This window comes from Ruegeria sp. CL7 (assembly GCF_056536445.1).
Genome location: NZ_JBQFPQ010000001.1, coordinates 1291784 through 1318128, shown reverse-complemented (window position 1 = coordinate 1318128; position 26345 = coordinate 1291784). Strand labels below are relative to the sequence as shown.

At 58.2% G+C, this 26345-nt stretch carries 20 protein-coding genes and 1 pseudogene; 7 read left to right on the top strand and 14 right to left on the bottom strand.

Features of this window, described 5'->3' with window-relative positions; translation table 11 throughout:
* Positions 1-160 precede the first annotated feature (160 nt).
* The 7 genes from ACR0LI_RS06645 to ACR0LI_RS06615 all read right to left on the bottom strand — a co-directional run bounded on the left by ACR0LI_RS06645 (position 161) and on the right by ACR0LI_RS06615 (position 9799).
* Positions 161-1597 (bottom strand): DegQ family serine endoprotease, encoded by a 1437-nt coding sequence (locus ACR0LI_RS06645; RefSeq protein WP_480487340.1) that lies wholly within the window; start codon positions 1595-1597, stop codon positions 161-163.
* 749 nt (positions 1598-2346) lie between these two features.
* The gene (locus ACR0LI_RS06640) at positions 2347-2946 is read right to left on the bottom strand and encodes a nucleotidyltransferase family protein (RefSeq protein ID WP_171632956.1); all 600 of its coding nucleotides are present in this window, start codon (positions 2944-2946) and stop codon (positions 2347-2349) included.
* A gap of 31 nt (positions 2947-2977) precedes the next feature.
* Entirely contained in the window at positions 2978-5395 is a 2418-nt protein-coding gene (locus ACR0LI_RS06635) for a GcvT family protein (protein WP_480718219.1), read from the bottom strand.
* 414 nt (positions 5396-5809) lie between these two features.
* A complete protein-coding gene (locus tag ACR0LI_RS06630) occupies positions 5810-7117 on the bottom strand; it encodes an HlyC/CorC family transporter (RefSeq protein WP_480619213.1) in 1308 nt (435 codons plus the stop codon).
* A gap of 63 nt (positions 7118-7180) precedes the next feature.
* Positions 7181-8137: a site-specific tyrosine recombinase XerD gene (locus ACR0LI_RS06625; protein ID WP_171723408.1), complete on the bottom strand. Its 957-nt coding sequence runs from the start codon at positions 8135-8137 to the stop codon at positions 7181-7183.
* Positions 8138-8139: 2 nt separating this feature from the next.
* The gene (locus tag ACR0LI_RS06620; protein ID WP_480718218.1) at positions 8140-9660 is read right to left on the bottom strand and encodes a hypothetical protein; all 1521 of its coding nucleotides are present in this window, start codon (positions 9658-9660) and stop codon (positions 8140-8142) included.
* Entirely contained in the window at positions 9650-9799 is a 150-nt protein-coding gene (locus ACR0LI_RS06615) for a hypothetical protein (protein ID WP_480718217.1), read from the bottom strand. The genes ACR0LI_RS06620 and ACR0LI_RS06615 overlap by 11 nt, the downstream gene beginning before the upstream one ends.
* Positions 9800-9878: 79 nt before the next feature.
* Between ACR0LI_RS06615 and ACR0LI_RS06610 the strand changes: the two genes are divergently transcribed.
* Complete coding sequence (locus tag ACR0LI_RS06610) at positions 9879-10466, top strand: shikimate kinase (RefSeq protein WP_480619217.1); 588 nt, start codon at positions 9879-9881, stop codon at positions 10464-10466.
* The gene (gene aroB, locus ACR0LI_RS06605; protein ID WP_480718216.1) at positions 10467-11579 is read left to right on the top strand and encodes a 3-dehydroquinate synthase; all 1113 of its coding nucleotides are present in this window, start codon (positions 10467-10469) and stop codon (positions 11577-11579) included.
* 9 nt (positions 11580-11588) lie between these two features.
* On the opposite strand, the gene ACR0LI_RS06600 is transcribed toward aroB, so the two are convergent.
* Together ACR0LI_RS06600 and ssb are read right to left on the bottom strand one after the other, a co-directional pair.
* Entirely contained in the window at positions 11589-12659 is a 1071-nt protein-coding gene (locus ACR0LI_RS06600) for a site-2 protease family protein (RefSeq protein WP_480718215.1), read from the bottom strand.
* 18 nt (positions 12660-12677) lie between these two features.
* Complete coding sequence (ssb, locus tag ACR0LI_RS06595; RefSeq protein ID WP_480718214.1) at positions 12678-13163, bottom strand: single-stranded DNA-binding protein; 486 nt, start codon at positions 13161-13163, stop codon at positions 12678-12680.
* 203 nt (positions 13164-13366) lie between these two features.
* On the opposite strand from ssb, the gene ACR0LI_RS06590 reads away from it, so the two are divergent.
* The 3 genes from ACR0LI_RS06590 to ACR0LI_RS06580 all read left to right on the top strand — a co-directional run bounded on the left by ACR0LI_RS06590 (position 13367) and on the right by ACR0LI_RS06580 (position 16122).
* Positions 13367-13945: a lytic transglycosylase domain-containing protein gene (locus ACR0LI_RS06590; RefSeq protein ID WP_171632935.1), complete on the top strand. Its 579-nt coding sequence runs from the start codon at positions 13367-13369 to the stop codon at positions 13943-13945.
* 97 nt (positions 13946-14042) lie between these two features.
* Positions 14043-15005 carry a LuxR C-terminal-related transcriptional regulator gene (locus tag ACR0LI_RS06585; protein WP_480718213.1) on the top strand — a complete coding sequence of 321 codons (963 nt, stop codon included), beginning with the start codon at positions 14043-14045 and terminating at the stop codon, positions 15003-15005.
* A gap of 130 nt (positions 15006-15135) precedes the next feature.
* The gene (locus tag ACR0LI_RS06580; protein WP_480718212.1) at positions 15136-16122 is read left to right on the top strand and encodes an MBL fold metallo-hydrolase; all 987 of its coding nucleotides are present in this window, start codon (positions 15136-15138) and stop codon (positions 16120-16122) included.
* Between the two features lie 117 nt (positions 16123-16239).
* Here ACR0LI_RS06580 and ACR0LI_RS06575 read toward each other — a convergent pair whose 3' ends face one another.
* From ACR0LI_RS06575 to miaA, 5 genes and pseudogenes are all read right to left on the bottom strand, one after another.
* Positions 16240-18327 carry a dipeptide ABC transporter ATP-binding protein gene (locus ACR0LI_RS06575; protein ID WP_152457768.1) on the bottom strand — a complete coding sequence of 696 codons (2088 nt, stop codon included), beginning with the start codon at positions 18325-18327 and terminating at the stop codon, positions 16240-16242.
* A 93-nt stretch (positions 18328-18420) separates the two neighbouring features.
* Positions 18421-19884 carry an ABC transporter permease gene (locus ACR0LI_RS06570; RefSeq protein ID WP_171723402.1) on the bottom strand — a complete coding sequence of 488 codons (1464 nt, stop codon included), beginning with the start codon at positions 19882-19884 and terminating at the stop codon, positions 18421-18423.
* 13 nt (positions 19885-19897) lie between these two features.
* Positions 19898-20944, bottom strand: a complete 1047-nt coding sequence (locus tag ACR0LI_RS06565) for an ABC transporter permease (protein WP_152457770.1) — start codon at positions 20942-20944, stop codon at positions 19898-19900.
* A 136-nt stretch (positions 20945-21080) separates the two neighbouring features.
* Positions 21081-22745: pseudogene (locus ACR0LI_RS06560) on the bottom strand (ABC transporter substrate-binding protein).
* Between the two features lie 355 nt (positions 22746-23100).
* A complete protein-coding gene (gene miaA, locus ACR0LI_RS06555; protein WP_480718211.1) occupies positions 23101-23994 on the bottom strand; it encodes a tRNA (adenosine(37)-N6)-dimethylallyltransferase MiaA in 894 nt (297 codons plus the stop codon).
* 97 nt (positions 23995-24091) lie between these two features.
* Between miaA and pyrH the strand changes: the two genes are divergently transcribed.
* Complete coding sequence (gene pyrH, locus ACR0LI_RS06550; RefSeq protein ID WP_152457773.1) at positions 24092-24844, top strand: UMP kinase; 753 nt, start codon at positions 24092-24094, stop codon at positions 24842-24844.
* 264 nt (positions 24845-25108) lie between these two features.
* Positions 25109-26335: an aminotransferase class V-fold PLP-dependent enzyme gene (locus ACR0LI_RS06545; protein WP_171723399.1), complete on the top strand. Its 1227-nt coding sequence runs from the start codon at positions 25109-25111 to the stop codon at positions 26333-26335.
* The last annotated feature ends 10 nt before the right edge of the window (positions 26336-26345 follow it).

Here is a 26345-nt window from a genome sequence, read left to right as displayed (position 1 = left end):
ATATTTAAACACAAATTTTAACTAAAGCATATGGTTAGAAGAAGTTCTTGCCGGGTGCTGGGCCGGCACCCGGCAAGCCCGGCGGATAGTGGACAACTCTGATCCGCCGGGTGAGGCGTGCGCCGAAAATCCCCATCAAGCGGCGCACGCATGTTCAAGGTCAGGCCAGTTCGACCGCGACAAAAATCTGGCTGCCGCCACGGTTGATCAGCACCAGGGCAGGATCGGTTTTCTCACTGTCCAGCGCAGATTTCAGCGCGTCCGGAGAGACAGTGTCCTGATTGCCGAGCTTGACGATCACATCGCCGCGTTGCAGGCCGGCCTTTGCCGCTGGGCTGTCGGGCTTCAGGTCGGTGACGACGACGCCCTGGACGGTTTCAGCAACACCGGTTTCTGCCCGAACCGCTTCGGTCAGGGGGGCCACGGTCACACCCAGTGTTGTTCCCGCAATTTCCGCCTCGACCGGCTTGTCGGCCTCGGCCGATGCGGCCTGATGCTGGCCAACCGTCAAGGTCACCGTTTCCATCTTGCCGTCACGCAAAACGGTCAGAGTGCTGTCGGTGCCGACCTTGGTCGTACCCACAAGGATGGGAAGGTCACCGCTGGACTCCACGGCATCGTCGTTGAAGGTCAGGATAACGTCTCCCTGCTTCAGGGCGCCGTCTGCCGGGCTGCCCGCAACCACGTCAGACACCAGCGCGCCCGAGGAAGCCTCGATTCCCAACGCCGCCGCAAGTTGTGGGCTTACGTTCTGGATCGACACGCCCAGCCAACCGCGGCTCACCTGTCCGTCATCCCGCAGATCGGCCGCGATGTGTTCAACGATGTTCGACGTGACGGCAAATCCAAGCCCTACAGAACCACCGCTGGGCGAATAGATGGCCGAGTTCACACCGACCACTTCGCCATCCATGTTGAACAGGGGACCGCCCGAGTTGCCCTTGTTGATCGCTGCATCCGTCTGGATGAACTCGGCATAAGGGCCTTCCGAGATGTTGCGGCCTTTTGCCGAAACGATGCCCGTGGTCACGGTCGAGCTGAGGCCGAAGGGGTTGCCGATGGCGACCACGTCTTCACCTACGCGGATTTCATCACTGTCGCCAAGCTCTACGGCTTGCAGGTCAGTTCCCGCGTCGATTTTCAGAACCGCGATATCCGTCAGCGGGTCCGTTCCGACCACTTCGGCGTCGAAGGTACGGTCATCGCTGAGCCTTACGGTCACGGTCGAGGCATTGTCGACGACATGGTGATTGGTAACAATGTATCCGGCTTCGTCCAGAACAAATCCCGAACCCAGGCCCTGAGACGGGCCGCGTTGCGGCATGTTGAACCCTTCGGGGCCGCCGAAGCGTTTGAAGAATTCACCAAACGGGTGTCCTTCGAAGTCAAAGTTCTGCCCCTGGGCTGGGGTCGGCACTGCGTCTTGTTCAGCGATGATGGTTACGACCGATGGTGAAACGGTCTCAACCAGGTCAGCCAATGCCTCGTCCGCCATGGAAGGGATAGCCGTCGTTGCCAGTAGGGCCGCGCCGAGCGCACTGACACCGACCCAGTTGGAAGTGCGGGGAAGTAAAAGCGAGGATTTGCGGATGCTCATTTGTGTCTCCTGATTATCGTCGCGCAGTTGCGGCTGCGCGTTGAGACAACAGATGCATGCTCAGAATTGGCGTTTCCTGACTGATCAATTAATAAATCTTAATTTTGCCACAAAGTCGGTGTTGGCTTGCGGTCGACGTCAATCGGGATTCGCGAAATTTCACCGACCAAGACCGCAGCGAATCGGAGGATTGTTGCTAAAAATGGCGTCAAACTTTCAAAAACATTGAATTTGTTTTGTTTTGTTGACAATCATCCTTCCAAATGATGGGGAAAAGAGCTGCTCTTCCAATGGTTGTGGGTGGGTTTGGTTGAGACATGGCTTGACACAAAAAAATGTGGATGATTACGGATATTGGCTAATAAGTTTGCGCTTAATCACGAATCGCTACCTCTTGTGAAAACAGTCTATCGCCTTTAAGTTGATTTCTGGTTGGCGCGATGTTGCGTAAAAGCCATTTGAACAAGACCCAAATTAACCCTTCCTTCCAATTTTACGTTGTTTCGAACGATCGGATAAGTGAGGATGAAGGTGCCCAAGTGAGGGGAGCCAAAAGCGCTAGGGGGCGCTGGCGGCTAACTCGATCACCAAAAGTGATAACGGCGTGTTAACGAGGGGGTCTTGTTTAGGTTTGGCTGTTTGAGAGCCGGGGTGCTTCTGAAAGCACACTGGCCGCGCTTTGGAGATTGAGCAAAGTGGTAGTCCTGTTTTGGGCACCGGCCCGGTCGATAAGACCGGGCCGTGTTTGTTCAGGGGGCATGTTTTTTGCTCCAGGCCTTCCAGTCACCCGGGGTATCCAGATCCAACAGTGCGTTTCGGCCGGGCAGGGGATGCAGATGAACACTGTTTTGATGCTTTCGCACGATCTTCTGGGCACCGTCGTCCCCCTGCAATTGTGACAGTTGATCAAAAAGGGATCTGTCAAACACCACCGGATGACCGGGCTTTCCTTCCTCGGTCGTCCCACGCCAGATCAGGTTGTCGGGATGGGTTTCTCGCGCTTTCAGGATTGCTGCCAGGTCAGCTTCTGTCAGATCGGGCAGATCAGCCAGAAAAACCATCGCGGCGGGTGCATCAGGTGGCAGGTTTTGGATCGCGGCGCGCAAACTGGCGTTCATGCCTTCTGCCGCATCCCGGACCGGAACGATCTGAACATCCATGCCATCAAGCGCGCCATATCTTGGATTTGGTTCAGGGGGCAGGGCGACGATCACAGGTCCCACGGCGCAGGCCACGCTTGCAGAGCGGGCGATCAACGGGATGCCGTTGATCGGCTGCATCAATTTGTCGATGCCGCCCATGCGGCTGGATTGGCCAGCCGCCAGAAGGATAATGGGTATTTCAGTCATTTCAGCACAATGCCGTCAGCCCGAGCCCGAGTCATCCCCTCATTCGGGCGCCATCTGCGTCAAACAAGGGTGTCGAGATGACCTTTGCCTTGCGCAACTGGCCCAGTATTTCGATCTTCGTTTCAAGCCCATCTGCTGCGCGTTCGGTTGGCAGAAAACCGATGGCGACGGACTTGCGGGCATAATGCGAATAACCGCCCGAGGTGCAAAAGCCCACAACCTTGCCGTCCAGCCAGATCGGTTCATAGGCGTTCACGTCAGCATCGACTGCATCGACTTCGAAGGCCACCAGCCTGCGCGCGGGGCCGTTGGCACGTTCCGCCTCGGCGGCGGCGCGGCCGATGAAATCGGCGTCCTTGCCAAAGGCGATGAAGCGATCCAGCCCGGTTTCGGCGGGGGTATAGTCGGGTGAGAATTCGCGCATCCACGAGCCGAAGAACTTGTCCAGCCGCAGGCTCATCATCGCGCGCATGCCGAAGGGGGTGATGCCGTGCGGTTGGCCGGCCTGCCAAAGCGTCCACCACAGCTGCCGCTGCGCCATCGGATCGCAGTAGATCTCGAACCCCAGGTCGCCGGAATAGCTGACCCGCTGCACGATGCAGTCGGTCATGCCGACGACCATGCGGCGCACGTCCATGAAGCGCATGTCGCTGATATCGGCGCGGGTGCAGGCAGCCAGAACCTCGCGGGCATTGGGGCCTGCAATCTGGAATCCGTTGCGTTTGTCGCTGATATTCTCGATGGTTATGCCGTCTTCCTGATGCTGCCGGAACCAGCGCATGTGGAAATTCTGCGCACCATATGAGGCGGTGAGCTGAAATTCCTCCTCGCCCAGGCACGACACGGTGAAATCCCCGATCAGCTTGCCCTTGGGCGACAGCATCGGCGTCAGCGACAGGCGGCCCGGCTTGGGGATGCGCCCGGCCATGATCCGATCCAGCCAGTCGCGGGCGCGGGGGCCTGTCACAAGGTATTTGCCGAAATTGTGCACCTCGTTGATGCCGACGCCCTCGCGCACGGCGCGCACCTCGCGGCCCGTTGCCGCAAAGGCGTCCGAGCGGCGGAAGGAGGGGGGTTCATAGGTCGGCTCGTCCTCCTGCGCGAAATAGTTCGGCACCTCGAGCCCGTATTGCTGGCCCCAGACCGCGCCCAGATCGCTGAAGATGTCATACATCGGCGTGGTGCGGTTGGGCCGCGCGGCGGGCAGTTCCTCGTTCGGGTAGGCGACAGAGAAGCGTTTCTGATAGTTCTCGATCACCTTGGGGCGGGTGTAGCCGGGGGTGATCCAGTCGCCGAAGCGGGCGACGTCCATGGCAAAGACGTCGCGCTCGGGCTCGCCCTCGATCATCCATTGCGCCAGCGTCAGGCCGACGCCGCCGCCCTGGCTGAAGCCGGCCATCACGCCGCAGGCCGACCAGTAGTTGCGCACGCCGGGCACTGGTCCGACCAGCGGATTGCCGTCGGGGGCAAAGGTGAAGGGGCCGTGGATTACCGATTTCACCCCGGCCTCGGCCAGAACCGGGAAGCGGCGATAGGCGAACTCGATGCTGTCGGTGATCTTGTCGAAATCATCAGGCAGCAGCTCGTGCCCGAACTCCCACGGTGTGCCGTCCACGGCCCAGGGCTTGCAGGGCTGTTCGTAGAACCCGATGCACAGGCCGCGCCCTTCTTGCCGCAAATAACTTTCACCGGCCGGGTCCATGACGTGCGGATGTTCGCCGCCCGCGTCGATGATCGCCTCGATCTGAGGGATGTTGTCGGTGACGAGGTATTGATGCTCCATCGGGTGCAGCGGGAAGTAAATGCCCGCCATCGCGCCCACCTCGCGCGCCCAGAGGCCGCCGGCGTTGACGATATGCTCGGCATGGATGGTGCCCTTGTCGGTGACCACGTCCCATGTACCGTCGGGGCGCTGGTTGGTCTCGCGCACCATGCAGTGGGTCTCGATCGTGGCGCCGCCCATGCGCGCGGCCTTGGCATAGGCATGGGTCGTGCCCGAGGGGTCGAGGTGCCCGTCCAGAGGGTCGTAAAGCGCACCGATGATGCCGTCGGTGTTGGCGATGGGGGCGATCTTCTTGATCTCGTCGGGGCCGATGATCTCGGTTTCCAGCCCCATGAAGCGGTGCTTGGCGCGTTCGGCCAGCATCATGTCGAACCGGTCCTGATTGTCGGCCAGCGTGATGCCGCCCACATGGTGCAGCCCGCAGGACATGCCGGTGATCTCTTCCAGCTCTTTATACAGCCGGATGGTATAGCCCTGCAGCGCGGCCATGTTGGTGTCGCCGTTGAGCGTATGAAACCCACCCGCCGCGTGCCATGTCGATCCGCTGGTCAGTTCCGACCTCTCCAGCAGCATCACGTCGGACCAGTCCAGCTTGGTCAGGTGATAGAGCACCGAGCATCCGACGACGCCGCCCCCGATGACGGCAACCTGACAGGTGGTTTTCACAGTGTTCCTCCCCATGACTTTGGAAAAAACTGTAGAGCCGATGGGGATATTACTCGTCTGTTAGCGACAACAAGTGTCGCATGTCATCTATTGCACCAGCTTTGGATTTGCACAGCCTTCTCGCGCAGCCAATGTCGTCAAATCCTGTAGCCGAGGGCAAACAAACAGGCGGTCTGCGCCTCGTTCAGCACGACATCGCCCGGTGGTTTTTCGGCCTTGAAGGCTGCTTTTCCACTTTACTGCACAGCTGAAACAAAGTCGGGGTGATCAAACTGGCCCATCTCGCCCAGCTCCGTGCTTGGGTCGAACTGTGCGATGATCGGAATATCCGGGCCCGGTTCAGTGCAATTGGGTCGTTCAGTTGACGGCAGGCACTTGGGCAACGCGCGGAACATTTCAGAAAAATCGCAGGCGCTACAGGGGGCGCACTTTCAGTCCCGTGATACGGTTGCCTTCACGCGCCGTGACCTCGAACCGGAAACCGTGGAACGAAAACACCTGACCGACGTCAGGGATCATCTGGGCCTCGTGAATCACCAGACCGGCCAGCGTGTTCGCCTCGTCATCCGGCAGAGACCAGTCCAGCGCCCTGTTGGCATCCCGGATCGTCATGGATCCTTCAACCAGATACTGGCCATCTTCGGTGCGCATTACCGGCACCTCTTCGTCTATGTCGAACTCATCGGCGATCTCGCCCACGATTTCTTCAAGAATGTCTTCAAGCGTGATCAGGCCTCGCAGTGACCCATATTCATCCACAACCAATGCAAAATGGCTGTGCATCCGCAGGAATTCCCGCATCTGGTCGTCCAGCGTCGTGGTTTCGGGCACAAAGTAAGGGTCGTTTGCCACCTTTCCGATGTCAAAGCTTGCCAAACGGTCGGTCCCGCCGTCGCTGCTGCCTGCCTGCGCATACATGGCGCGAAAGAGGTCCTTGGCGTGGACAACACCCACGATGTTTTCCGGCTCGTCCCGGAACACAGGCAGACGGGTGTGGGGGCTTTGCAGACATTGTTTCAGGATTTCCTCTGGGGCGGCATTGGCGTCGATCATCTCGATATTCGATCGGTGCAGCATGATCTCTTCCACCGTCCGGTCGCCCAGATCCAGCGCACCCAAGATGCGGTCGCGGTCTTCCTTTTCGACCACGCCTTCGGAATGACCAAGTTGCAAGGCGCCGGCAATCTCTTCGCGTACAGCCAGAATGTTGCTGTCGGGATCGATCTGCACGCCGAACAGGCGCAACACACCGCGCACCAGCAGCCGCACCGCCGCCACAATGGGTGAAAACACTGTCACGACGACGCTGATGATCGGGGCAACAGCCGCCGCGGCCTTTTCGGAATTGGTGATGGCGTAGGTCTTTGGTAGCACTTCGGCAAAGATCAGCACCAGCAAAGTCATGACCAGGGTCGCCAACGCCACACCGCTTTCGCCGAATAAACGGGTGAACAAGGCCGTCGCCAGCGAGGCGGCCAGGATGTTGACAAGGTTGTTGCCCAGAAGAACCGAGCCGATCAGGCGTTCATTGTCATCGGTGATTTCCAGCGCCTTTTTTGCGCCCCGTGATCCCTTGTCGGCCTGCGCCCGCAGTTTTCCGCGAGACGAAGCTGTAAGCGCCGTTTCCGAACCCGAGAAAAAGCCGGACAAAACGAGCAACAAGAGGATCGCGCCTGACGTAATCCAGAATGTGCTGTCGATCAGAGAAGATGAGGGTTCCATTGGTCCTTGGTGGGTTAGGGTGACGCATCCGTTATGGGGATGCCGCGCTGCTGGATCAAGGGCTTAGCCCCGGTCTTCGTCAGGGTCTTTGCTCAGCGGGTGGTGTTGTAACACCAGTTCCGACAGCCGTTCATCCAGAACATGAGTATAAATCTCGGTCGTTGCAACGTCGGCATGACCCAACAAGGTCTGGATCGAACGCAGATCCGCGCCGTTGGCCAGCAGATGCGTGGCAAAGGCGTGGCGCAGGGTATGCGGGGTGACTTTCTCGGGTGAAACGCCACCCTGAACGGCCAGTTCCTTGACCAGCAGAAAGAATCTGTGCCGCGTCAGGTGGCCGGATTTGCCGCGCGACGGAAACAGAAAACGGGATATTTGACCGCCTTTCTCGACGGTCTGGTCTTCGGCTTGGTCCCGCGCGATCAACCAGGCAGCCAAAGCATCCCGCGCCGGTGGGGACAGGGGTACCATGCGTTCCTTGCCGCCTTTGCCCATCACCAGCAACATACGGGGATCGCCACGGGCCGAGGAAACGGGCAGGGACACAAGTTCGGTCACACGCATCCCGGTGGCGTACAGAACTTCCATCAAACAGGTATTGCGTATGCGATCGCCCTTGCTGCGCCCGGTTTGTCGGGCGGCTGCCAGAAGACGGTCGACTTCGGGCACGTCCAGCGTTTTGGGCAGTCGCTTCTGCCGCCCCGGACCTTTGATCTGAATGGCGGGGTTCGTCTCGCTCCAGCCTTCCTCGAATGCAAAGCGGTACAGCTGTTTTATCGCCGACAATCGCCGCGCGCGGGTGGAACGTGACAAGCCCTGTGCCTGGCAGTCGATCAGATAGGCCTCGATCTGATCACGATCTGCCTGATCGAATCCGGATCCCCTGTGCTGCAACCAGGATGCAAAGTCTTTCAGATCGCGGCCATAGGCCAGCAAGGTATTTGTCGCCGCGCCAAGTTCCGCTGCCTGGGCCTGTAGAAAAGTCGAAATCCATAGCTCATTTGTCGCCGGAATAGCCATCTTCAGCGCTCTTGCAGGATCAACAGGCTCAGCGCGGCACGCCGCGCGGTGTCTTCCAGGCCCACGCGTCGGAAGGTTGCGATTGCTGCGGTCAGATCCACCAGATTGCCCCGTGCACCATGCGCAAACAACTGCATGGCTTCCAGTATGGCTTCACCAAGTTGACCATTGTCCAGCAAGGCGTCGATGTCGTTGGGTACGGGTGCCGCCCATGCAAACCCCTGAGAAACCGCGTCGGCCAACGGAGAAGGAGAAACCGCCCGCCCCGGATCACCCTGCGCCAGCGCCGCAAGAAACAGGGTATCGATCGAGTTGTCCGGCGCTGATTGTGCAGCCTGTTCGTACAGGCCAGACAGCATCAGAATGCGCCAGCGCAGGTTTTCAGTCGCCGGCACCGACAGCGAAACCTTCGACAGACGCTCGGCGAACAATTCGGCGAAGGGCACTTCAAGCCCGACGCTGCGCATCTGCTGCCAGACCGTCGGCAGCGTTTTTCCGATGGCTTCAGCGTTTCGCGTATCCAGCGCGCTTTCAAATCGTTGGATGGCTGCGACCCTGTCCCAAACTGCGCCGGACGCTGCCGGGGACCTTTCGGTATAAAGTCCAAGCAGTTGATTGGGCGTCAAAGCGCCAATGCGTGTAAGCCGTTCGGCGGCTTCGATCTGCGCTTTCCATCCGGCCACATCCCGAAGATCCGCGTTGGCGAAAGCGCGTGGCAACGAGGCGGAAGGAAGCCGTTCTCCGATCGCTTCGAACAGTCGGAAACTCAATGGATCCGGGTTTTCAGGTTGGGGCAGATAAGCCGCGCCTTCATAGAGTTCAGGGCTTAGAAAACGATCCAGAACCGCCAGCTCTGCCGGCGGCAGGATGTTCAGGGCATGCGCTGCCTCAAGCGTCAACGCTGCCGATGCCCAATCTCCGCGTCGGGCTTTGCAGAACACTTGCGCGGCGTAGTTCTTTGACAGGTGCGGATCGGCGATAAGGGCGGTGCAACTGCGATCCTCATCACCGGTCAGCAGCGTTGCGTCAAACCAACGCTGAAACCGATCCTGTGTATCGGTCGGCCCGGCCAGTTGAACCAGCGATTGCACGGGGTCAGCCGCGCCCAGTTGCATCAGACGGTCCAGCCGCGCCAGCAGCATAATCTCTTGCGCATCAGGGCCCGCCGGTGCGCGGGTTTCCGACAGAAGCAATGTAAACAACAGGCGTTGCATGGTCGGGTTGTCGCGAACGGGCGTCTTCGCGATCAGCTCCGCCAGCCGGTTCGCATCGCTGCCTTGCCACAAATCCACGGGCAACCCGGTGACGGATGATGCGACCAAGCCCAAAGGTTGCGACAACGCTTCAAGCGGCGTGACCTCAATTTCGGGCAATCCGCCGTTTTGTGCCACCGGCGGTTCCAGCAATACGGTTCCGGGCAGGTTTTCCGGCGGATCCGCAAGCCATTCGATCGCTGATAACGGGGTTTGCGCATGTGCCGATCCCGCCAGAAAGACCGCCAACAACGCCTGTTTAGTTGACATCCAATACGACCGGTTCGCGGATTTCACTTTGAGGCGCAGAAAAATCCACGCCAAAGAATGGGCCAACATAGGCGTAGGCGACCAGCCCAATGAATACCAGGCAAAGAACATATATCAGGAATTTGATCAGTCGGCCCATGGCCCCACGCTGCCTCAATTTTTGATTTTGGCCAAGTTATAACTGGCATTTTTCCCAAGATCACGTCATTCACGTTTAAATGAGCGAAATTAAGCATAACACACATTCGACAGACACACAGGGTGGTTTTGATCTGCACAAAACCGTGGTTCTGGTGGGTATGATGGGGGCTGGCAAGACAGCGGTGGGTCGCGCGTTGGCCGCACGTCTGGGTGTTCCGTTTCTGGACAGCGATGCCGAGATCGAATCAGCCGCCAACATGACCATTCCTGAAATCTTTGAGCGTGACGGCGAACCTTTCTTTCGCACCAAGGAAGCGCAGGTCATCGGGCGCTTGCTGGATGAACAAAAAGGTATTCTTTCAACGGGTGGGGGGGCGTTTCTCCAGCCGGAAAATCGTCGCATCATCGCCGAAAAGGGTGCTGCCGTCTGGCTGCGCGCGGATCTGAATGTTCTGTGGAACCGTGTGCGCCACAAAGACACCCGTCCTTTGCTCCGCACGGCAGATCCTTATGCGACGCTGAAATCCCTCTACGAGGCCCGCGTGCCGGTTTATGCTCAGGCCGATCTGACAGTGGATTCGGATGGCGAGACCTCGATCGAAAATATGGTTGGCCGCGTTGTCGACGCTCTGTTGGCGCGCCCTGATGTTTTGGAACTCAAATAAATGCACCAAACAGTACATATGGACCTGGGTGACCGATCCTATGATGTTGAAATCGGTCCGGATCTTCTGACGCGGGCAGGGGGCTGGATATCACCACTTCTGGCCCGGCCAAAAGTCGCGGTTCTGACGGATGAAAACGTGGCCGGTCTGCATCTTGAGGCGCTGCGCGCCGGGCTGAATGCCGCGGGGATCGAGATGACCGCACTGGCGCTGCCCGCCGGAGAGGCAACCAAAAGCTGGCCGTATTTCGAGCGCGCCGTCGAGTGGCTGCTTGCAGAAAAAGTCGAACGCCGGGATGTCGTCGTAGCCTTGGGGGGCGGCGTCATCGGAGATCTGGCAGGCTTTGCAGCAGCGGTTTTGCGGCGCGGTGTTCGCTTTGTGCAGATTCCAACGTCATTGCTGGCGCAAGTGGACAGTTCGGTCGGTGGAAAGACCGGGATCAACGCACCACAGGGCAAAAACCTGATCGGCGCGTTTCATCAACCCTCGCTGGTTCTGGCGGATGCCTCTGTTCTGGGGACCATGACCCAAAGAGACTTCTTGTCGGGCTATGGCGAGGTCGTGAAATACGGATTGCTTGGCGATGCAAAGTTCTTTGATTGGCTTGAGGCGCACGGGCCAAGCGTTTCCTCGGGTGACATGGCGGCCCGTGTGCATGCGGTGACGCGCTCGGTGCAAATGAAGGCCGACATCGTCGCGCGGGATGAAACCGAACAAGGTGACAGGGCTCTTCTCAATCTGGGTCACACGTTCTGCCACGCCCTGGAAGCTGCAACAGGGTATTCTGACCGCCTTCTGCATGGCGAAGGTGTGGCAATTGGCTGCGTGCTGGCGTTTGAGTTGTCGTCTCGGCTGGGTTTGTGTTCGCAAGAGGACCCAAGCCGGGTGCGCGCGCATTTGCGTGCGATGGGGATGAAGACGGATCTGGCCGATATTCCGGGCGAATTGCCAAGCGCCGAGGCGCTGGTGGATCTTATGGGACAGGACAAGAAAGTCGTGGATGGCCAGCTTCGGTTTATTCTGGCGCGTGGGATCGGAGAGGCGTTCGTGACCTCAGATGTGCCGAAAGATGCGGTTCTTTCGGTCCTGTCGGATGCGCTTGCCACGGCTTGACCTAAAAGCCTAGCGCCCCTGAATGACCATCAATTCACCGATGTTCTCGCGCGTGATGTAACCCATCATGCGACCACCCCGAGTGACCACAGCGATGGCCGGAGCGCCGTTGTGCAAGTGCTCCAGAACGGTCTCGAGCCCGGTGGTAAGCGAAACTGCGGGGACCGCCGCGTCCATGATCGACGTGGCGGGCGCAGATCTGGGTTGGTCACTTGCGAGCGCAGCGAACAGCCGTTCACGCGTGACGAATCCCAGCAGGGCCTGGCTTGAGTCCAATACAGGGAATTCGTGTTGAGTGGTGTGGATCACGGCTTGCGCCGCGGTACTCAGCGTATCGTCGGGGGAAAGCGCGTGAAATTCCGTGATCATCGCGTCCCGCGCCAGAACCCGGCGCGCTGCGGATCGCAGGGCGACTTCCTGGCTTTCGGCGTTGGCGGCGATGAACACGAACACGGCGATGAGCACCAGAAACGGGTTGCCTGAACTCAGCCCCAAAAACCCCAGACCTACCGCAACGATCTGACCTCCGACAGCAGCCACGCGTGTTGCTTTGACGCGATCCATGCGCAGGCACAGAAGGGCGCGGAAAACGCGCCCTCCGTCCATGGGGAAGGCCGGGATCATGTTGAATACGGCCAGCAGCAGGTTGATGTAGGCCAGCCTGTTCAGAAACCCGATACCCGGTGAATCGATCTGGGAAAGCGTCTCGATCGGCACTCCTGCTCCGAAGGCGACCAGTATGACCCAGATCACGATGTTCACCGCCGGACCTGCAAGTGCCACAAGCACTTCTTGCATCGGTTTTTCCGGCATCCTTTCAAGACGGGCCAACCCGCCGATCGGCAACAATGTTATGTCTGGGGTCTTGATTCCAAAGCGCCGCGCCATGAGGGCATGACCGAATTCATGCGCGACCACACAGGCAAACAAGGCCAGAACAAACAACAGGTTGTCTATGGCGGCCGGCAGGCCACCGGCAGAATAGGCCGCAAAGCCCACCCAGGTCAGAAGCAGGAAAAACGTGACATGGACCCTCAGTTCGGAACCGAGCAATCGGCCGATAGAAAAGGACCATGTCATGTCGTGTCTCCGAATTTCCTAGAACGGAATCTCGTCGTCGTCGATGCCACCCGATGCCGGTGCCGGGGAACTGGACGGACCGCCGTAAGGGTCTCCGTACCCGCTGCCACCGGCCTGGCCGCCGCCGTAACCACCGCCGCCGCCGCCTTCGCCGCGGCTGTCGAGCAAGGTCAATTCACCGCGGTAGGGGCGCAGAACAACCTCGGTTGTATAACGGTCTTGCCCCGACTGATCCTGCCATTTTCGGGTTTCCAGCTGGCCTTCGATATAAACCTTGCTGCCTTTGCGCAGATATTGCTCAGCAATACGGGCCAGCGGTTCCGAGAAGATGGCGACCGAGTGCCATTCCGTGCGTTCGCGGCGTTCGCCCGTGTTGCGGTCTTTCCAGGTCTCTGACGTGGCAATGCGTAGATTGCAAACCTTTCCGCCGTTCTGGAACGACCGGACCTCGGGGTCGCGGCCAAGATTTCCGACCAGAATGACCTTGTTGACTGAACCCGCCATGTAATTCCTCGTTCTGTTTTCGCGTATGTGCGCCGAATCTGGCGCGACTTGTTTCGTGAGACCCTATACGGCCTGCATCATGGATGAAAACAGTAGATACAACAGTGTTGGGCAAGAGTCTTACTTTGGTCTTTACCAAGCTTTCATTTTTCGTGGGAATACCTATAATCCGACTGGTTTCTTATCGAGCAGGATAGGCATTGATGCGTTCTTGGGTTGCTGGGTTTTCTGTTGTCTGCCTTGTGCTGGCCGTTTTGCCTGTGCAGGCGCAAACTCTGTCTACCAAAAGCCGCAAAGATATCTTCCTCAAGCAGTCGAAGATTCTGGATTCCCGTGCGGCGACGCAGTATCGCGACTCCGCGCGGTTGAAACCCAAGACATCCCGTACGCATACCGGCAAGCGATATACTGGCAAGTATCGCGGCCAGTATCTGGATCTGGCTAAACAGGCTGCCCGCCTTCACAACATTCCCGAAGACTTGTTCCTGCGCCTTGTTCAGCAGGAAAGCGGATGGAACCCGCACGCGAAGTCTCACAAGGGTGCTCTGGGATTGGCGCAATTGATGCCTCAGACCGCCGAGCTTTTGGGGGTCAACCCGCATGACCCCAAGCAGAATCTCGAAGGTGGGGCCAGATACCTGTCCTGGCAGTATCGCAAGTTCAAATCCTGGCCACTGGCTTTGGCCGCCTACAATGCTGGCCCAAAAGCGGTAGAAAAGCATGGCGGCATACCGCCATACAAGGAAACCCAGAACTACGTGAAGGTTATCTGGGGCGGTTAAACCCTATGCCGCGACGCAGAACGTCCGGTTCTTGATCCGACGCAACCAGTCCAACTAACCTGAAAGGGTATCGTCCAGCAACTGGTGAGGCCGCCTGATGCCTGTTGACCACCCTGAGATCCCGCAAGAAACGCTAATTAACTGGCAGCAACTGGTTGATCTGGTCGCGGAATTGGCGGATGTGCCCGCAAGCCTGATCATGAAAACCGACGCACCGGATCACGCGGTGCTGATCACCTCGGATCATCCCGAAAACCCGTATCCGGTTGGTTTGAGTTTCCAGTTGAATCCCAAACTTTATTGTCAGGGCGTATTGCAACGGGACGGAGAACTGGTGGTTGAGGATGCAGCCTGCGATCCGGATTGGGCCGACAATGACGATCTGGAACATGGAATGTCATTTTACATCGGCCTGCCGCTGAAATGGCCCGATGGATCGGTGTTCGGAACGATTTGTGTTCTGGATCGAAAGCAGAACCGGCGTGCCTTGTTGTTCCGCGAAGGGTTGGCGCAGTTCGCACGCATGGTCGAGTCGGATTTGGCTTTGTTGCAAGAGGTTTACCTGCGCCGCGCGCTGGAAGAGAAGCTCAACGAAACACTGGCGCAGCTTGAAACCCGTGTCGCGGATCGCACCCGTGAATTGCAGGAAACCAACACGGCGCTGCGCGTCCTGCTGTCCAGTCTGGATGACGAACGCAAAAACCGCGATCACGAAATTGTCGAACAGGTGCGCGGCCGAGTTTTGCCCTATCTGGAAAAGGTTCGAATGCAGCTTTCCGGGGACGAAGCGCAGTATGTCTATCTAGAGTTGGCCGAGAAGAACCTGAACGAGATCACGTCTTCATTGTCGGACAAACTGACGGATGCGTTTGCAGCAATGACCCCGACCGAGATCGAGATTGCGCAGATGGTCATGTTTGGAAAAACAACCAAGGACATCGCCAAGGCCCTGTCCCGAGAAACATCGACAATCGATTTTCACCGCAACAACATCCGCCGCAAGCTGGGCCTTGAAGGGCGCAGCCAGAACCTGCGCAGTCATTTGCTCTCGATTTCGTGAACATGGAATATGGGGTTTTCCCCCATATTCCGCCCCCATTTTTTCGGTCTGAGCCAATATGCCCTGGCTTGTTACCTTTGGTTGGGACGTGCGGAAAACCTGCACATGTCCAACAGAGAGGTACACAAAAATGGATCGCAAAGATCTGAAACCAACCATCCTGAACGGCGACAAGGATCATTTGGCGCCGGGGCTGTCTCGCCGGTCGTTCTTTATGGCGGCGGGGGCTGCCGGTGTCGGCGCGACTGTTTCCGTACTGGGCGCAGGACCGGTTCAGGCGCAATCTCAGGCGTGGCTACAGCCGGGCAACAACAACCACGTGATCGATCTGCAAGGCGCAACGGGTCAGGCCAGCACCGGGACGGTTGGCATCGACTATTATGGTCATTGTGCGATCAAGATCACCTCGCCCAATGGCGCAACAGTGCTGTTTGATCCCTGGCGCGATGATCCGTCGGGCGCATGGGGGCTTTGGTTCCGCAACGAATTCCCGCAAATCCCGGTGGATATCACCCTGTCGACCCATGCCCATTTTGATCACGATGCGATTGAACGCCCAAGTTCGACCATGGTGCTGGATCGCATGGTGGGCAATTTCGAGTTTGCAGACATCAAGATCACCGGTTTTGCCGACAAGCACGCCTGCGTCGCGCCGGGATGGTATGATTGGACCAATGCGCTGGCCGAGTTCGGCGTGGAAGCCTGCCCGCCGAACAACGTGGGCCACATGGATATGGTCGTCTATCTGGTCGAGACCGGCGGCATTCGAACGCTGATCTGGGGCGACAACCGCCACAACCCGCCACAGGAGTTCTGGGACGCGATCGGTCGGGTGGATGTTCTGACGCTGCCGGTTGATGGCTCGGAACATATCCTCAGCTTCGATCAGGGCAACGACATCGTATCCAAGCTCCAGCCCAAGGTGATCATCCCCACTCATTACCTGAATGAGGTCACATCCTACACGCTGACCACTCTACAATCTGCCGACGACTGGGTGAAAGCTCAGCAGAGTTACAAGATGCTCGACAGTGCCAGCCTTCTGCTTGAAGCCGGTGGCATTGCAGGAATGAACCAGGAATTCATGCATTTCGGCAACAACGTCATGACCGGCTGACGAATTACCGGGGTCGCCACTCACGCCACTCCCAAGCGCCGCCTGTCTCCCCACGAACCGCGGCGCCAATAGAAAGGGCCGGTCCTGACCGGCCCTTTCCATGGTTCAGAAACGGGTTTACTCCGCCGCGACTTTGATCACCGGCTCCATCCGGGCCAGAATATCTTCGGCCAGGTGGCATTTGATCTGGTGCCCATCCGCCAGCGTCTGCACCGGCGGCACGTGGGATTCGCACCGACCGTCAGGCACCTCGGATTTCCATCGGCAACGCGTCTGGAACGGACAGCCTGGTGGCGGGTTCATGGCCGAGGGAATATCGCCTTCCAGAACGATATGCTGCTTTTCGATCGAGGTATCCGCAATCGGAACCGCGCTCAGCAGCGCCTCGGTATAGGGGTGATAGGGCGGGGCAAAGACCTGATCCGTGGTGCCCAATTCCACAACATGGCCCAGATACATCACCATGACCCGGTCACTGAGGTAACGCACGATGGACAGATCGTGGCTGATGAACAGCAGCGTGGTCTTGTGCTGTCGCTGTATCTCCATCAACAGATCCGTCACGGCAGCCTGAACCGACACATCCAGCGCCGAGACGGGTTCGTCCGCCACAACGATACGTGCATCGCCGGCAAAGGCGCGCGCGATACCCACGCGCTGTTTCTGGCCACCGGACAGCTGTCGCGGCATCCTGTCTGCAAAGGCGCGCGGCAGCTTCACCAGATCAAGCAACTCCAGCATCCGCTTCTTGCGCTCGGCTTCAGAGTTTCCGACACCAAAGATTTCAAGCGCCCGGATGATCTGACGGCCAACGGTCATCGACGGATTCAGCGTGTCGAACGGGTTCTGGAAAACCATCTGAACTTCGCCGATCGTCTTGGCATCGCGTTCTTCGATGGGCACCTGTTCGATGTTGCGGTTGTCCAGCAGGATCTGCCCGTCTGTGGCCGTCTCCAATCCCATAAGCACCTTGGCGAAGGTGGACTTGCCGCAGCCGGATTCCCCCACGATGGCCAGTGTCTCGGATTCGTGCGCCTCGAAGCTGAGCGTTTCGTTGGCCTTCACAACCTTCTTTTCACCGCCGCCAAACAAGGCATTTGCCGCAACCTCGTAATATTTCTTGAGGTTGTCCATTTTCAGAACCGTTCGGCCAATCTCACCCTTTTCTTTCTGATCGGCCAGCGCAAGTGGGGCGTTCCAGTCGATTTCCTGGAATTTAAGGCAGCGGGTGTGGTGCCGGTCATTTCCAGGAACGGCCTCCATCAGGATTTCCTTCGCGTCACAGCGCCCCTCTTCGAAATAGTCGCAGCGCGGTCCGAAGTTGCAACCCGGAGGCCGCTCGTGGGGCAATGGGAAGTTCCCCGGAATAGCCACCAGCGGACGCGTGTTCTTGTCAGCCCCCGGCAGCGGGATCGAACGGAACAGCGCCTGTGTATAAGGGTGCTGCATCTCGTCGAACACATCCTTGATCGAGCCACGCTCGACCGCTTCACCCGAATACATCACGCACAGACGGTCGCAGGTTTCCAGAACCAGCCCGAGATTGTGCGAGATGAACAACATCGAGGTGCCGTATTTCTTGCCCAGATCCTTGACCAGTTCAACCACGGCGGCCTCGACGGTCACGTCCAGAGCCGTTGTCGGCTCGTCCAGGATCAACAGCGCCGGTTTCGACATCAGCGCCATCGCAATCACGATCCGCTGCTGCTGACCACCCGACAGTTGGTGCGGAAACGAATTCAACATCCGTTCGGGGTCTGGCAGGCGAACGTCCGTCACCACTTCCAGCGCACGGGAATAAGCCTCTTCCTGACTTACCCCCTCGTGGATCATCGGCACTTCCATCAATTGTTTGCCGATCTTCATCGCCGGATTCAGCGATGCCATCGGCTCCTGATAGATCATCGCGATTTCATTGCCGCGAATGTCGCGCAGTTCTTCGGCCGACATCTCTGCCAGATCGCGGCCCTTGAACTTTATCGTGCCTCCGACGATGCGACCGTTCTTGCCAAGATCCTGCATAACGCCCAGTGCCACGGTTGATTTGCCACAACCGGATTCACCAACCAGCCCCACGGCTTCACCGGGCTCTACGCTGACCGAGAAATCCATAACGGCGGGGATTTCCCGCAGGCGGGTAAAGAATGAGATGGACAGCTTGTCGATCTCCAGGATCGGGCCGTCATAATCCGCCATTTTGCTCATTTTGCTTACTCCTCACCAAATGCGGGGATCCCCTTCATCTGGCCAAAAATATCCCGGGGGGTCCGGGGGGCTGGCCCCCCGGCCTCGATCACATCAGTCCTTCAGGCTTTCCTCGCGAAGACCGTCAGCCAGCAGGTTCAGACCAAGAACCAGCGACAGCAGTGCAAAGGCAGGAGGAAGGGCAGGGTGCAGGTAGATCGACAGCAGCTTGCGCCCCTCGTTGATCGTGGATCCCCAGTCCGGGCTTTCCGGCGGAAGGCCCAGTCCGAAGAAGCCCAAAGTCCCCAGAAGAATGGTGGTGTAACCGATGCGCAGACAGAAATCGACGATCAGGGGGCCGCGTGCGTTGGGCAGGATTTCCCAAAGCATGATGTACCACGGCCCCTCGCCGCGTGTCTGGGCTGCAGCCACGTAATCTCGGGTTTTGATATCCAGCGCCAGGCCGCGCACGATACGGAAGACCGTGGGCGAGTTGACGAAGACCACCGAGACGAACACCACCAGAATACCGCCGGGGATATCGAACAGGTCCAGATAGGTCGGCAGGCCCCAGATCCGGTAGGCGTCGGTGTTGATGATGTAGCCACCGGTCGAAATCAGCGACAGATACAGCCAGATCGCAACACCCAGAACACCGATCAGCAACGGCGTACGGAAATTCGGGCGCGTGTAATAGCGTGAATTCAGCAATACGCCGATGAACAGGATCGGGAACACGAACAGTACGGCCGCCATGTAGTTCGGCACCCCGGTCGCCACGATCTCCGGTGTCACCAGCAGGTAGAACAGCAGGATCACCGGGAAGGCGAGGATCAGGTTGGCGAGGAAGGACAGGAATGTATCAAAACGGCCCCCATAGTAACCGGCGGGAAGCCCCAGCGTAATGCCGACCATGAAGGCGAACATCGTTGCCAGCGGTGCAATTTGCACCACAACCCAGGCCCCCTTGACCATCCGGCTGAATACGTCACGCGCCAGATTGTCACCGCCCAGAAGATACCAGGCATACTCGCCGTCCTCCAGATTTGGCAGAGGCGTTCCCGGCACTTTGTTCTTCATGCCAGAGATCTGTGTCAGCGGGTCATGGGTCACGATCAGATCAAGAGCGCCGAAGATGCCAGTAAAGACCCAAAACATTACAAGGCCAAAGCCGATCATTCCGATGGGACTGTCATACAGTTTGCCGTACAACCCCAACCGTCGTTTGAAGGCGATGGACATGGCGAACATGATGATCAGCGCGACCCATACAGGCAGGAATTGCTGAGAAATTGCGCCGATGATCCCTGCGCCAGTGCCCATCAGGATGCCCAGCACCAGATAAGCCACGGCCAATCCCACGCTGGCAAGGAAACTGTAGTGCAGCGCAAGCTGGATCAATCCACGGACACCGCCGCCAGAACTGACGGATCCATCCGGGTTCACGACAATCTGCTGTTCAGGCAAAAAGATACTGGCGATGATCCAGACCAGGATCGACAGGAAAAGTGCTGCCAGTGCGATCATCAGAAGCGGGTTCAGGAAGGCGATAGAGCCGGTCCAGGTTAGTGGTTCCATAATCTCACCCTCCTTATGAAATGCGAATGCGCGGGTTGAGGTAAACGTAGCCGATATCCGAGATCAGCTGCGTTATCAGAACCACGAAGACCGACACGACCGAGATCGCCAGCAGAAGCTGAATGTCGTTGTTGCCAGCGGCCTGAACCAGCGCCCAGCCGAAACCCTTGTAGTTGAACAGGGTTTCAACAATCACCACGCCGTTCAGCAGCCATGGGAACTGCAGCATGATAACCGTGAACGGCGCGATCAACGCGTTGCGCAAGGCGTGTTTCATGACGATGTTCGGGAACGAGACACCCTTCAGCCGTGCGGTCCGGATGTATTGCGCCGTCATCACTTCGGTCATCGAAGCGCGGGTCATCCGGGCGATATAGCCCATACCGTACAGCGCAATGGTAAGAACCGGCAGGAAGAAGTTTTCGAATGTCGGGTTCTCCATCGCTTGCGTCGCGGTTCCCTTGAACCATTTCAGCCCCACGGTGGACGAGGTGAAGATCGCAATGAAGATAACGCCCGATACGTATTCCGGTGTCGCTGTCGTGATGATTGAGAAGGTCGACAATGATCGATCCAGGGCTGATCCCTCTCGCATCCCGGCCAGTACACCAACGATCAGGGCGGAAGGCACCATCAGGACCAAAACCCAGAACATCAGGTAACCTGTGTTGCCCAAGCGCTTGCCAACGATGGTTCCGACTTCTTCCTTGAAAACGGTTGAGTATCCCCAATCGCCCTGAAGAACACCACAATATCTTGCCGTGTCCTCTGCAGTCGAACCGGGTCTTGTGCAGGTTCCCACGAACTGGCCATCTTCCAGTGTATTCTGGAACCCGGGCATCACGCCCAACCATTGGCCGTATTTAACGAGTGTCGGCTGCAAGTAGCCGCGGTTTTCCAACCAGGCTTCGACCTGCTCATCCGACATACGCTGGTTGCCCTGCGTTTTCGCCAGCTTTTCAAGGTTCGGGTATAGGTTGGTCAGGAAAAAGACGACGAATGTCAGACATAATGCCGTAAGCAGCATCACTCCGAACCGTCGTAGGATGAATAGTCCCATGGTGGCCCCTGTTGTTCAGGTATTCCGCAGATCATTGGACCATTTTCTGGCCTCGGACGTCCGACCACGCGTCGGCAAGTCTGCGGCTGGAAAGGGGCGCCCGTGTCAGGCGCCCCTCGTGTGTGGATTGCAGTGCTTAGGCAGCCCAGCCCCACTTGTAGTGATGGTGTTCGAAGGTCACATGCATGTCGGTTCCAACAAGACCCTCTTTCATGTGGCGATAGAGCGAGCGCCAATAGGGCTGAATAGTAACCCCATCTTCCTGAAGCAGTGCTTCGCCACGCGCCATGACTTCGCGACGCTTGTCCGCGTCGGCAATGGCCAGCGCCTCTTCCAGTATGGCGTCAAACTCGGGGCTCGCATAGCCGAACTCGTTCCAGGCTTCGCCCGTACGATAAGCAAGCGCCCAAATCTGAACACCCAACGGACGCGGGTTTCAGTTGGTCGAGCTGAACGGGTACTTGGCCCAGTCGTTCCAGAAGGTATTGCCGGGCAGAACGGTCCGCTTGACCTTGATTCCGGCATCGCGCAGCTGCGCGGCAACGGCATCTGTGGTGTTGCGGCGCCAGTCATCGTCGATCGAGATGATCTCGTGCTCGAAATCTCCAAAACCGGCTTCGTCCATCAGCGCCTTGGCTGCCGCGGGATCAACCTTTTGCGGTGGAAGCTCGGCATATTCCGGATGCAACGGTGCTACGTGATGGTTTTCCGCCGGCGCTCCGCGACCGCCATAGCCCAGTTCCAGACAAACAGAATTGTCTACGGCCATCTGAAGGGCCTGCCGGACACGTTTGTCCGCATAAGGCTTTTGCCCGTCGATCTCGGCCAGTTGGTTGGGACGAATAACGATGGTCGCGGCGGTTACCACTTCTGACTTCACATAGCCAAGCCCGTCCATCACGTCGATGAATTCACCCACCGATTCATACAGCATGTCGACTTCGTCGGATTCCAGCGCCGCCAACCAGGCAGAAGGGTCGGTTCCGTAGTCGATGTACTCGATACGGTCCAAGGCAGGGCGGCCGTACACTTCTTCACCCCACCAGGTGTGATCCGGGTTGCGAACCAGAACGGCTTTTACGCCAACCTCAAGTTCGTCCATCAGATAGGGGCCGGTTCCAACATTGTTCAGCAGGTCAGTCTCGCTGAACGAGCTATGAACAATCGCGCCGGGATAGTCGGCCATGCCCGGAATAAGGGTGATATCCGGCTTTGGCAGGTTCAGTTTGACCGTGGTTGCGTCGACGACTTCGATGACACCCTCACCGGCCTGACCGGTATCCGCGTCGATCAGGGTTGCAAAGCGGCCCGCCATCGAGTTGGTTTCCGAGCTCTTGTCGCACCAGCGCGCAATGTTGCGGGCAACGTCGTCAGCCGTGAAATCGTCGCCGTTGTTCCACTTGACGCCCGGACGGACATTCAGAGTGTATTCGGTTGCGTCATCGTTGACTTCCCAGCTTTCCAGCAGCATGCCACGGAACGATCCGTCCGAGTTGTACTCGACCAGATATTCCAGCGTGCCGCGCGTCACGTTTGCGATCTGCGACCAGTCATAAGTTCTGGGATCTTTGAGGGCGCGGACTTCCTGCTGGACACGCAGCGTGCCGCCTTCCTGCTTTGCTGTTTCGGCCAAAGCAGGTGTCGGCAATCCGATCATGCCATAGGCAGCTGCGGCAGTAACCCCAAGACTGGTTGCGCGCGTCATGAATTCCCTTCGGCTTAGCTTGCCGTCGCGGTATTCCTGAGCGTGCATCGCTGCCGCCCAGTGCACCTTGTCTTCGGTGGATACGGTATTCGTCATGGATGTCTCCCTGTGACACTGATTTTGTTGATTGATTATGGCTCTACGCGACCCGGTTTCTTACGGTCGCCAGAGTGAAGGATTTTGTTTCTTGGACTCTGTTCATCCCCATGTCGTTATTCGGCACCAGATTTCTGATAAGGTCAATGTTCGAAATCGTCATAAGTAGTACAAAAACGACATTCGCGATCCGTTGAAGTCGTGAAGACGCATTTCTTCCAGCAGCCCAAAACGATGCCGGTTTCCCCATTGTTTTCCCGGTTTGTTAAGGGAAACCGCAGTAAATCATTAAGTTCTCGTAAGCTTCGAGAGCTGGCGGGGCATCTTGCTTGTGCAATGTCAGACGTGCCGGGTATCACCTAGTGGGATCGACGTGATTCCAGGCCTGCATTCGGGCGCGAAACCAGGTGCGCTGACGCTTGGCGAATTGACGCGTCGCAATGGTTGCGCGCTCTCGCGCCTGATCCAAAGTCATCGCGCCGTCCAGATATGCCCTGAGTTCCGGCACGCCTATGGCCTTGCAGGACGGAAGGGTGGGATCGAACCGGTCCTGCATGGCACGCACTTCCTCGATCGCGCCCTGTTCCAGCATCTGGTCAAAGCGGCGTTCTATCCTGTTCAGCAGCCATGCTTTATCAACGTCAAAAACGATCGGCAGGGTCTCGTTCAGCGGAAGTGCCGGTGGGGGCGTTTCGGCTTGCCACGACAACAGGCTGCGACCTGTGGCGCGCTGCACCTCCCATGCGCGTTGCACGCGGGCACGGTTGTGAATGTCCAGCTTTGCAAGCGTGTCTGCATCGACCCCCTCCAGAAGGTGTACCATGGGCATCTGATCGGCCTCGGCCCGAACTTCGGGTGGCGTCGCAGGAATTTGGGCCATGCCTTCGGTCAGGGCCGAGAAATACAATCCGGTCCCACCGACAATGATCGGGCGCTGGTGCCCCGTTAACAGAGGCAGGACCTCTCGCAGCCAATGGCCGGTAGAATAATCCTGATCATAGGCGACGTGCCCGTACAACAAATGCGGCGCGCGGGCTTCTTCCTGGGCGGACGGCCGGGCCGAGATGACGCGCCAGCAGTCATAAACCTGGCTCGCATCCGCATTGACGATAACCCCGCCATGGCGTTCGGCGATCTCCAGCGCCAGTGCTGATTTCCCGGACGCCGTAGGCCCCGCGATCAGAACCGGCTTGTCGTCCGGAACAGGCGGCAGTTGCCGAAAAAGCAGGTCTGTTGATCGCCGGGTCATGCGCGGTTGCCTCTATCCTCACCAACCGCATTGAACCTGCGGAGCTTTTGCTTCATTTTGCGCCGGAAATTAACCCCGTGCCAGCCCGGAGCGCAACATGAGCCTTTCCCCTTCTTCTGAAACAGCCGAGACCCCGAAAACAAAGTACAATCGGGTCATGTTGAAAATCTCAGGCGAAGCTTTGATGGGGGATCAGGGATTCGGTTTGCACCCGCCAACCGTGCAACGCATCGCGCAGGAAGTGAAATCGGTTCACGATCTGGGCGTTGAGATTTGCATGGTCATCGGCGGTGGAAACATTTTTCGCGGCCTGAGCGGTTCAGCCCAGGGCATGGAACGGACAACGGCGGATTATATGGGCATGTTGGCCACGGTGATGAACGCGCTGGGGATGCAATCCGCACTGGAAGAGATCGGAGTGTTCACCCGCGTGATATCGGCCATTCGCATGGACGAGGTGTGCGAACCCTATATCCGCCGCCGGGCTGTTCGACACCTCGAGAAGAAGAGGGTCTGTATCTTCGCCGCCGGTACTGGCAACCCGTATTTCACGACAGACACCGCAGCCACCCTGCGCGCCAACGAAATGGCGTGCGAGGCGATCTTCATGGGCAAGAACGGAGTGGATGGCGTATATGACAAAGACCCAGCGGAACACGCTGACGCCGTACGCTATGATACCGTGACCTATGATGACGTGCTGGCCAAACGGTTGCGGGTCATGGATGCTTCGGCCATCGCGCTGGCACGCGACAACAATCTGCCCCTGATCGTCTTTGGGCTTGATGAGCCCGGCGGCTTCCGCGGAATTCTCGCGGGCGAGGGGACCTATACCAAGGTTCAGGGTTGAAGCCAAAGGAGTCGCCTGACAATTCCGCAAGCTTTCAAAGCCCCGGCATCGAGCCGGGGCTTTTTTGTTTTGCTTTCGCTTGACGGTTGTGAACGGCCCTGTCTAAGTATCGCTGTCCTTCCAAGACGAAGGGCTGCCCCGTGTTTCGTCGGCCAAAGGCCCAAGCACAGGCTGGGCTGGAAGACCTGCCATGATTTCTGAGATGTCCGGAAACATGCGCGGGCATCTCATTGATCTGACTGCACAACTAAGGAGCAATGAGGCATGAAATCTCTGGATATCGATTTCGTTCGGGCGCAGTTCCCGGCCTTTTCAGAACCCAGCCTGCAAGGGCAGGCGTTCTTCGAAAATGCAGGTGGGTCTTACACCTGCAAACCAGTAATCGACCGGCTGACGCGGTTCTACACGCAGCGCAAGGTTCAGCCTTACGCCCCATATGAGGCCAGCCGCCTTGCGGGTGCCGAAATGGACGAGGCGCGTGCGCGTATGGCTGCAATTCTGGGAGTCGACACGGATGAGTTGAGTTTTGGCCCTTCAACCACCCAGAACACCTATGTCCTGGCGCAGGCGTTCCGGCAATGGATGAAGCCCGGCGAGGCGATCGTCGTGACCAATCAGGATCACGAAGCCAACTCTGGCCCATGGCGTCGTCTGGTCGAGGCCGGGATAGAGGTGAGGGAATGGCAGATCGACCCCGAAACCGGGTCGCTGAACCCTCAGGATCTGGAAAACATGCTGGACGAAAAAGTGCGTCTGGTCTGTTTCCCGCATTGCTCAAATGTCGTTGGCGAGATCAATCCGGTCACCGAGATCACTGCTATTGCGCATGCGGCGGGTGCGTTTGTCTGCGTTGACGGCGTATCCTACGCCCCGCACGGATTTCCGAATGTTGGTGATCTGGGGCCGGATATCTATTTGTTTTCTGCCTACAAGACCTATGGCCCGCATCAGGGGTGCATGGTCATCCGCCGCACATTGGGTGAGCTGTTGCCCAACCAGGCGCATTATTTCAACGGTGACGTCCTTTACAAGCGGTTCACCCCGGCTGGCCCCGATCACGCGCAGATTGCGGCCAGTGCAGGCATGGTGGATTATGTTGAGCTGCTTTGCGCCCACCATGGCGGGCCCGAGACGGGCGCGGCGGAACAGGGCGTATTTGTCCACGATCTGATGCGATCACACGAAGTGTCGTTGCTGCAACCGGTTCTGGATGCGGTAAAGGATCGAAACGCTGTGCGCCTGATCGGTCCTTCCGATGCCAGCCGGCGCGCGCCCACCGTCGCGCTTTCGTTGAACCGTCCGGCTGAACCGGTTGCGGCGGAACTGGCGCAATACGGTGTCATGGCGGGTGGCGGAGACTTCTATGCGGTGCGCCCCTTGCAGGCGATGGGCGTCGACCCGGCGCAGGGTGTTTTGAGGGTCAGCTTCACCCATTACACCACGAAGCAGGAAGTTGATCAGCTATTGGAGGCTCTTGAGCGCGTTTTGTGATCCACTACTC

Coding starts and splice junctions, on each gene's coding strand:
- pyrH (WP_152457773.1), top strand. CDS start 24,092: ATGAGCCTTTCCCCTTCTTCTGAAACAGCCGAGACCCCGAAAACAAAG.
- ACR0LI_RS06610 (WP_480619217.1), top strand. CDS start 9,879: ATGAGCGAAATTAAGCATAACACACATTCGACAGACACACAGGGTGGT.
- ACR0LI_RS06580 (WP_480718212.1), top strand. CDS start 15,136: ATGGATCGCAAAGATCTGAAACCAACCATCCTGAACGGCGACAAGGAT.
- ssb (WP_480718214.1), bottom strand. CDS start 13,163: ATGGCGGGTTCAGTCAACAAGGTCATTCTGGTCGGAAATCTTGGCCGC.
- ACR0LI_RS06630 (WP_480619213.1), bottom strand. CDS start 7,117: ATGGAACCCTCATCTTCTCTGATCGACAGCACATTCTGGATTACGTCA.
- ACR0LI_RS06625 (WP_171723408.1), bottom strand. CDS start 8,137: ATGGCTATTCCGGCGACAAATGAGCTATGGATTTCGACTTTTCTACAG.
- ACR0LI_RS06570 (WP_171723402.1), bottom strand. CDS start 19,884: ATGGAACCACTAACCTGGACCGGCTCTATCGCCTTCCTGAACCCGCTT.
- ACR0LI_RS06590 (WP_171632935.1), top strand. CDS start 13,367: ATGCGTTCTTGGGTTGCTGGGTTTTCTGTTGTCTGCCTTGTGCTGGCC.
- ACR0LI_RS06600 (WP_480718215.1), bottom strand. CDS start 12,659: ATGACATGGTCCTTTTCTATCGGCCGATTGCTCGGTTCCGAACTGAGG.
- ACR0LI_RS06645 (WP_480487340.1), bottom strand. CDS start 1,597: ATGAGCATCCGCAAATCCTCGCTTTTACTTCCCCGCACTTCCAACTGG.
- ACR0LI_RS06575 (WP_152457768.1), bottom strand. CDS start 18,327: ATGAGCAAAATGGCGGATTATGACGGCCCGATCCTGGAGATCGACAAG.
- ACR0LI_RS06545 (WP_171723399.1), top strand. CDS start 25,109: ATGAAATCTCTGGATATCGATTTCGTTCGGGCGCAGTTCCCGGCCTTT.
- miaA (WP_480718211.1), bottom strand. CDS start 23,994: ATGACCCGGCGATCAACAGACCTGCTTTTTCGGCAACTGCCGCCTGTT.
- ACR0LI_RS06585 (WP_480718213.1), top strand. CDS start 14,043: ATGCCTGTTGACCACCCTGAGATCCCGCAAGAAACGCTAATTAACTGG.
- ACR0LI_RS06615 (WP_480718217.1), bottom strand. CDS start 9,799: ATGGGCCGACTGATCAAATTCCTGATATATGTTCTTTGCCTGGTATTC.
- aroB (WP_480718216.1), top strand. CDS start 10,467: ATGCACCAAACAGTACATATGGACCTGGGTGACCGATCCTATGATGTT.
- ACR0LI_RS06640 (WP_171632956.1), bottom strand. CDS start 2,946: ATGACTGAAATACCCATTATCCTTCTGGCGGCTGGCCAATCCAGCCGC.
- ACR0LI_RS06620 (WP_480718218.1), bottom strand. CDS start 9,660: ATGTCAACTAAACAGGCGTTGTTGGCGGTCTTTCTGGCGGGATCGGCA.
- ACR0LI_RS06565 (WP_152457770.1), bottom strand. CDS start 20,944: ATGGGACTATTCATCCTACGACGGTTCGGAGTGATGCTGCTTACGGCA.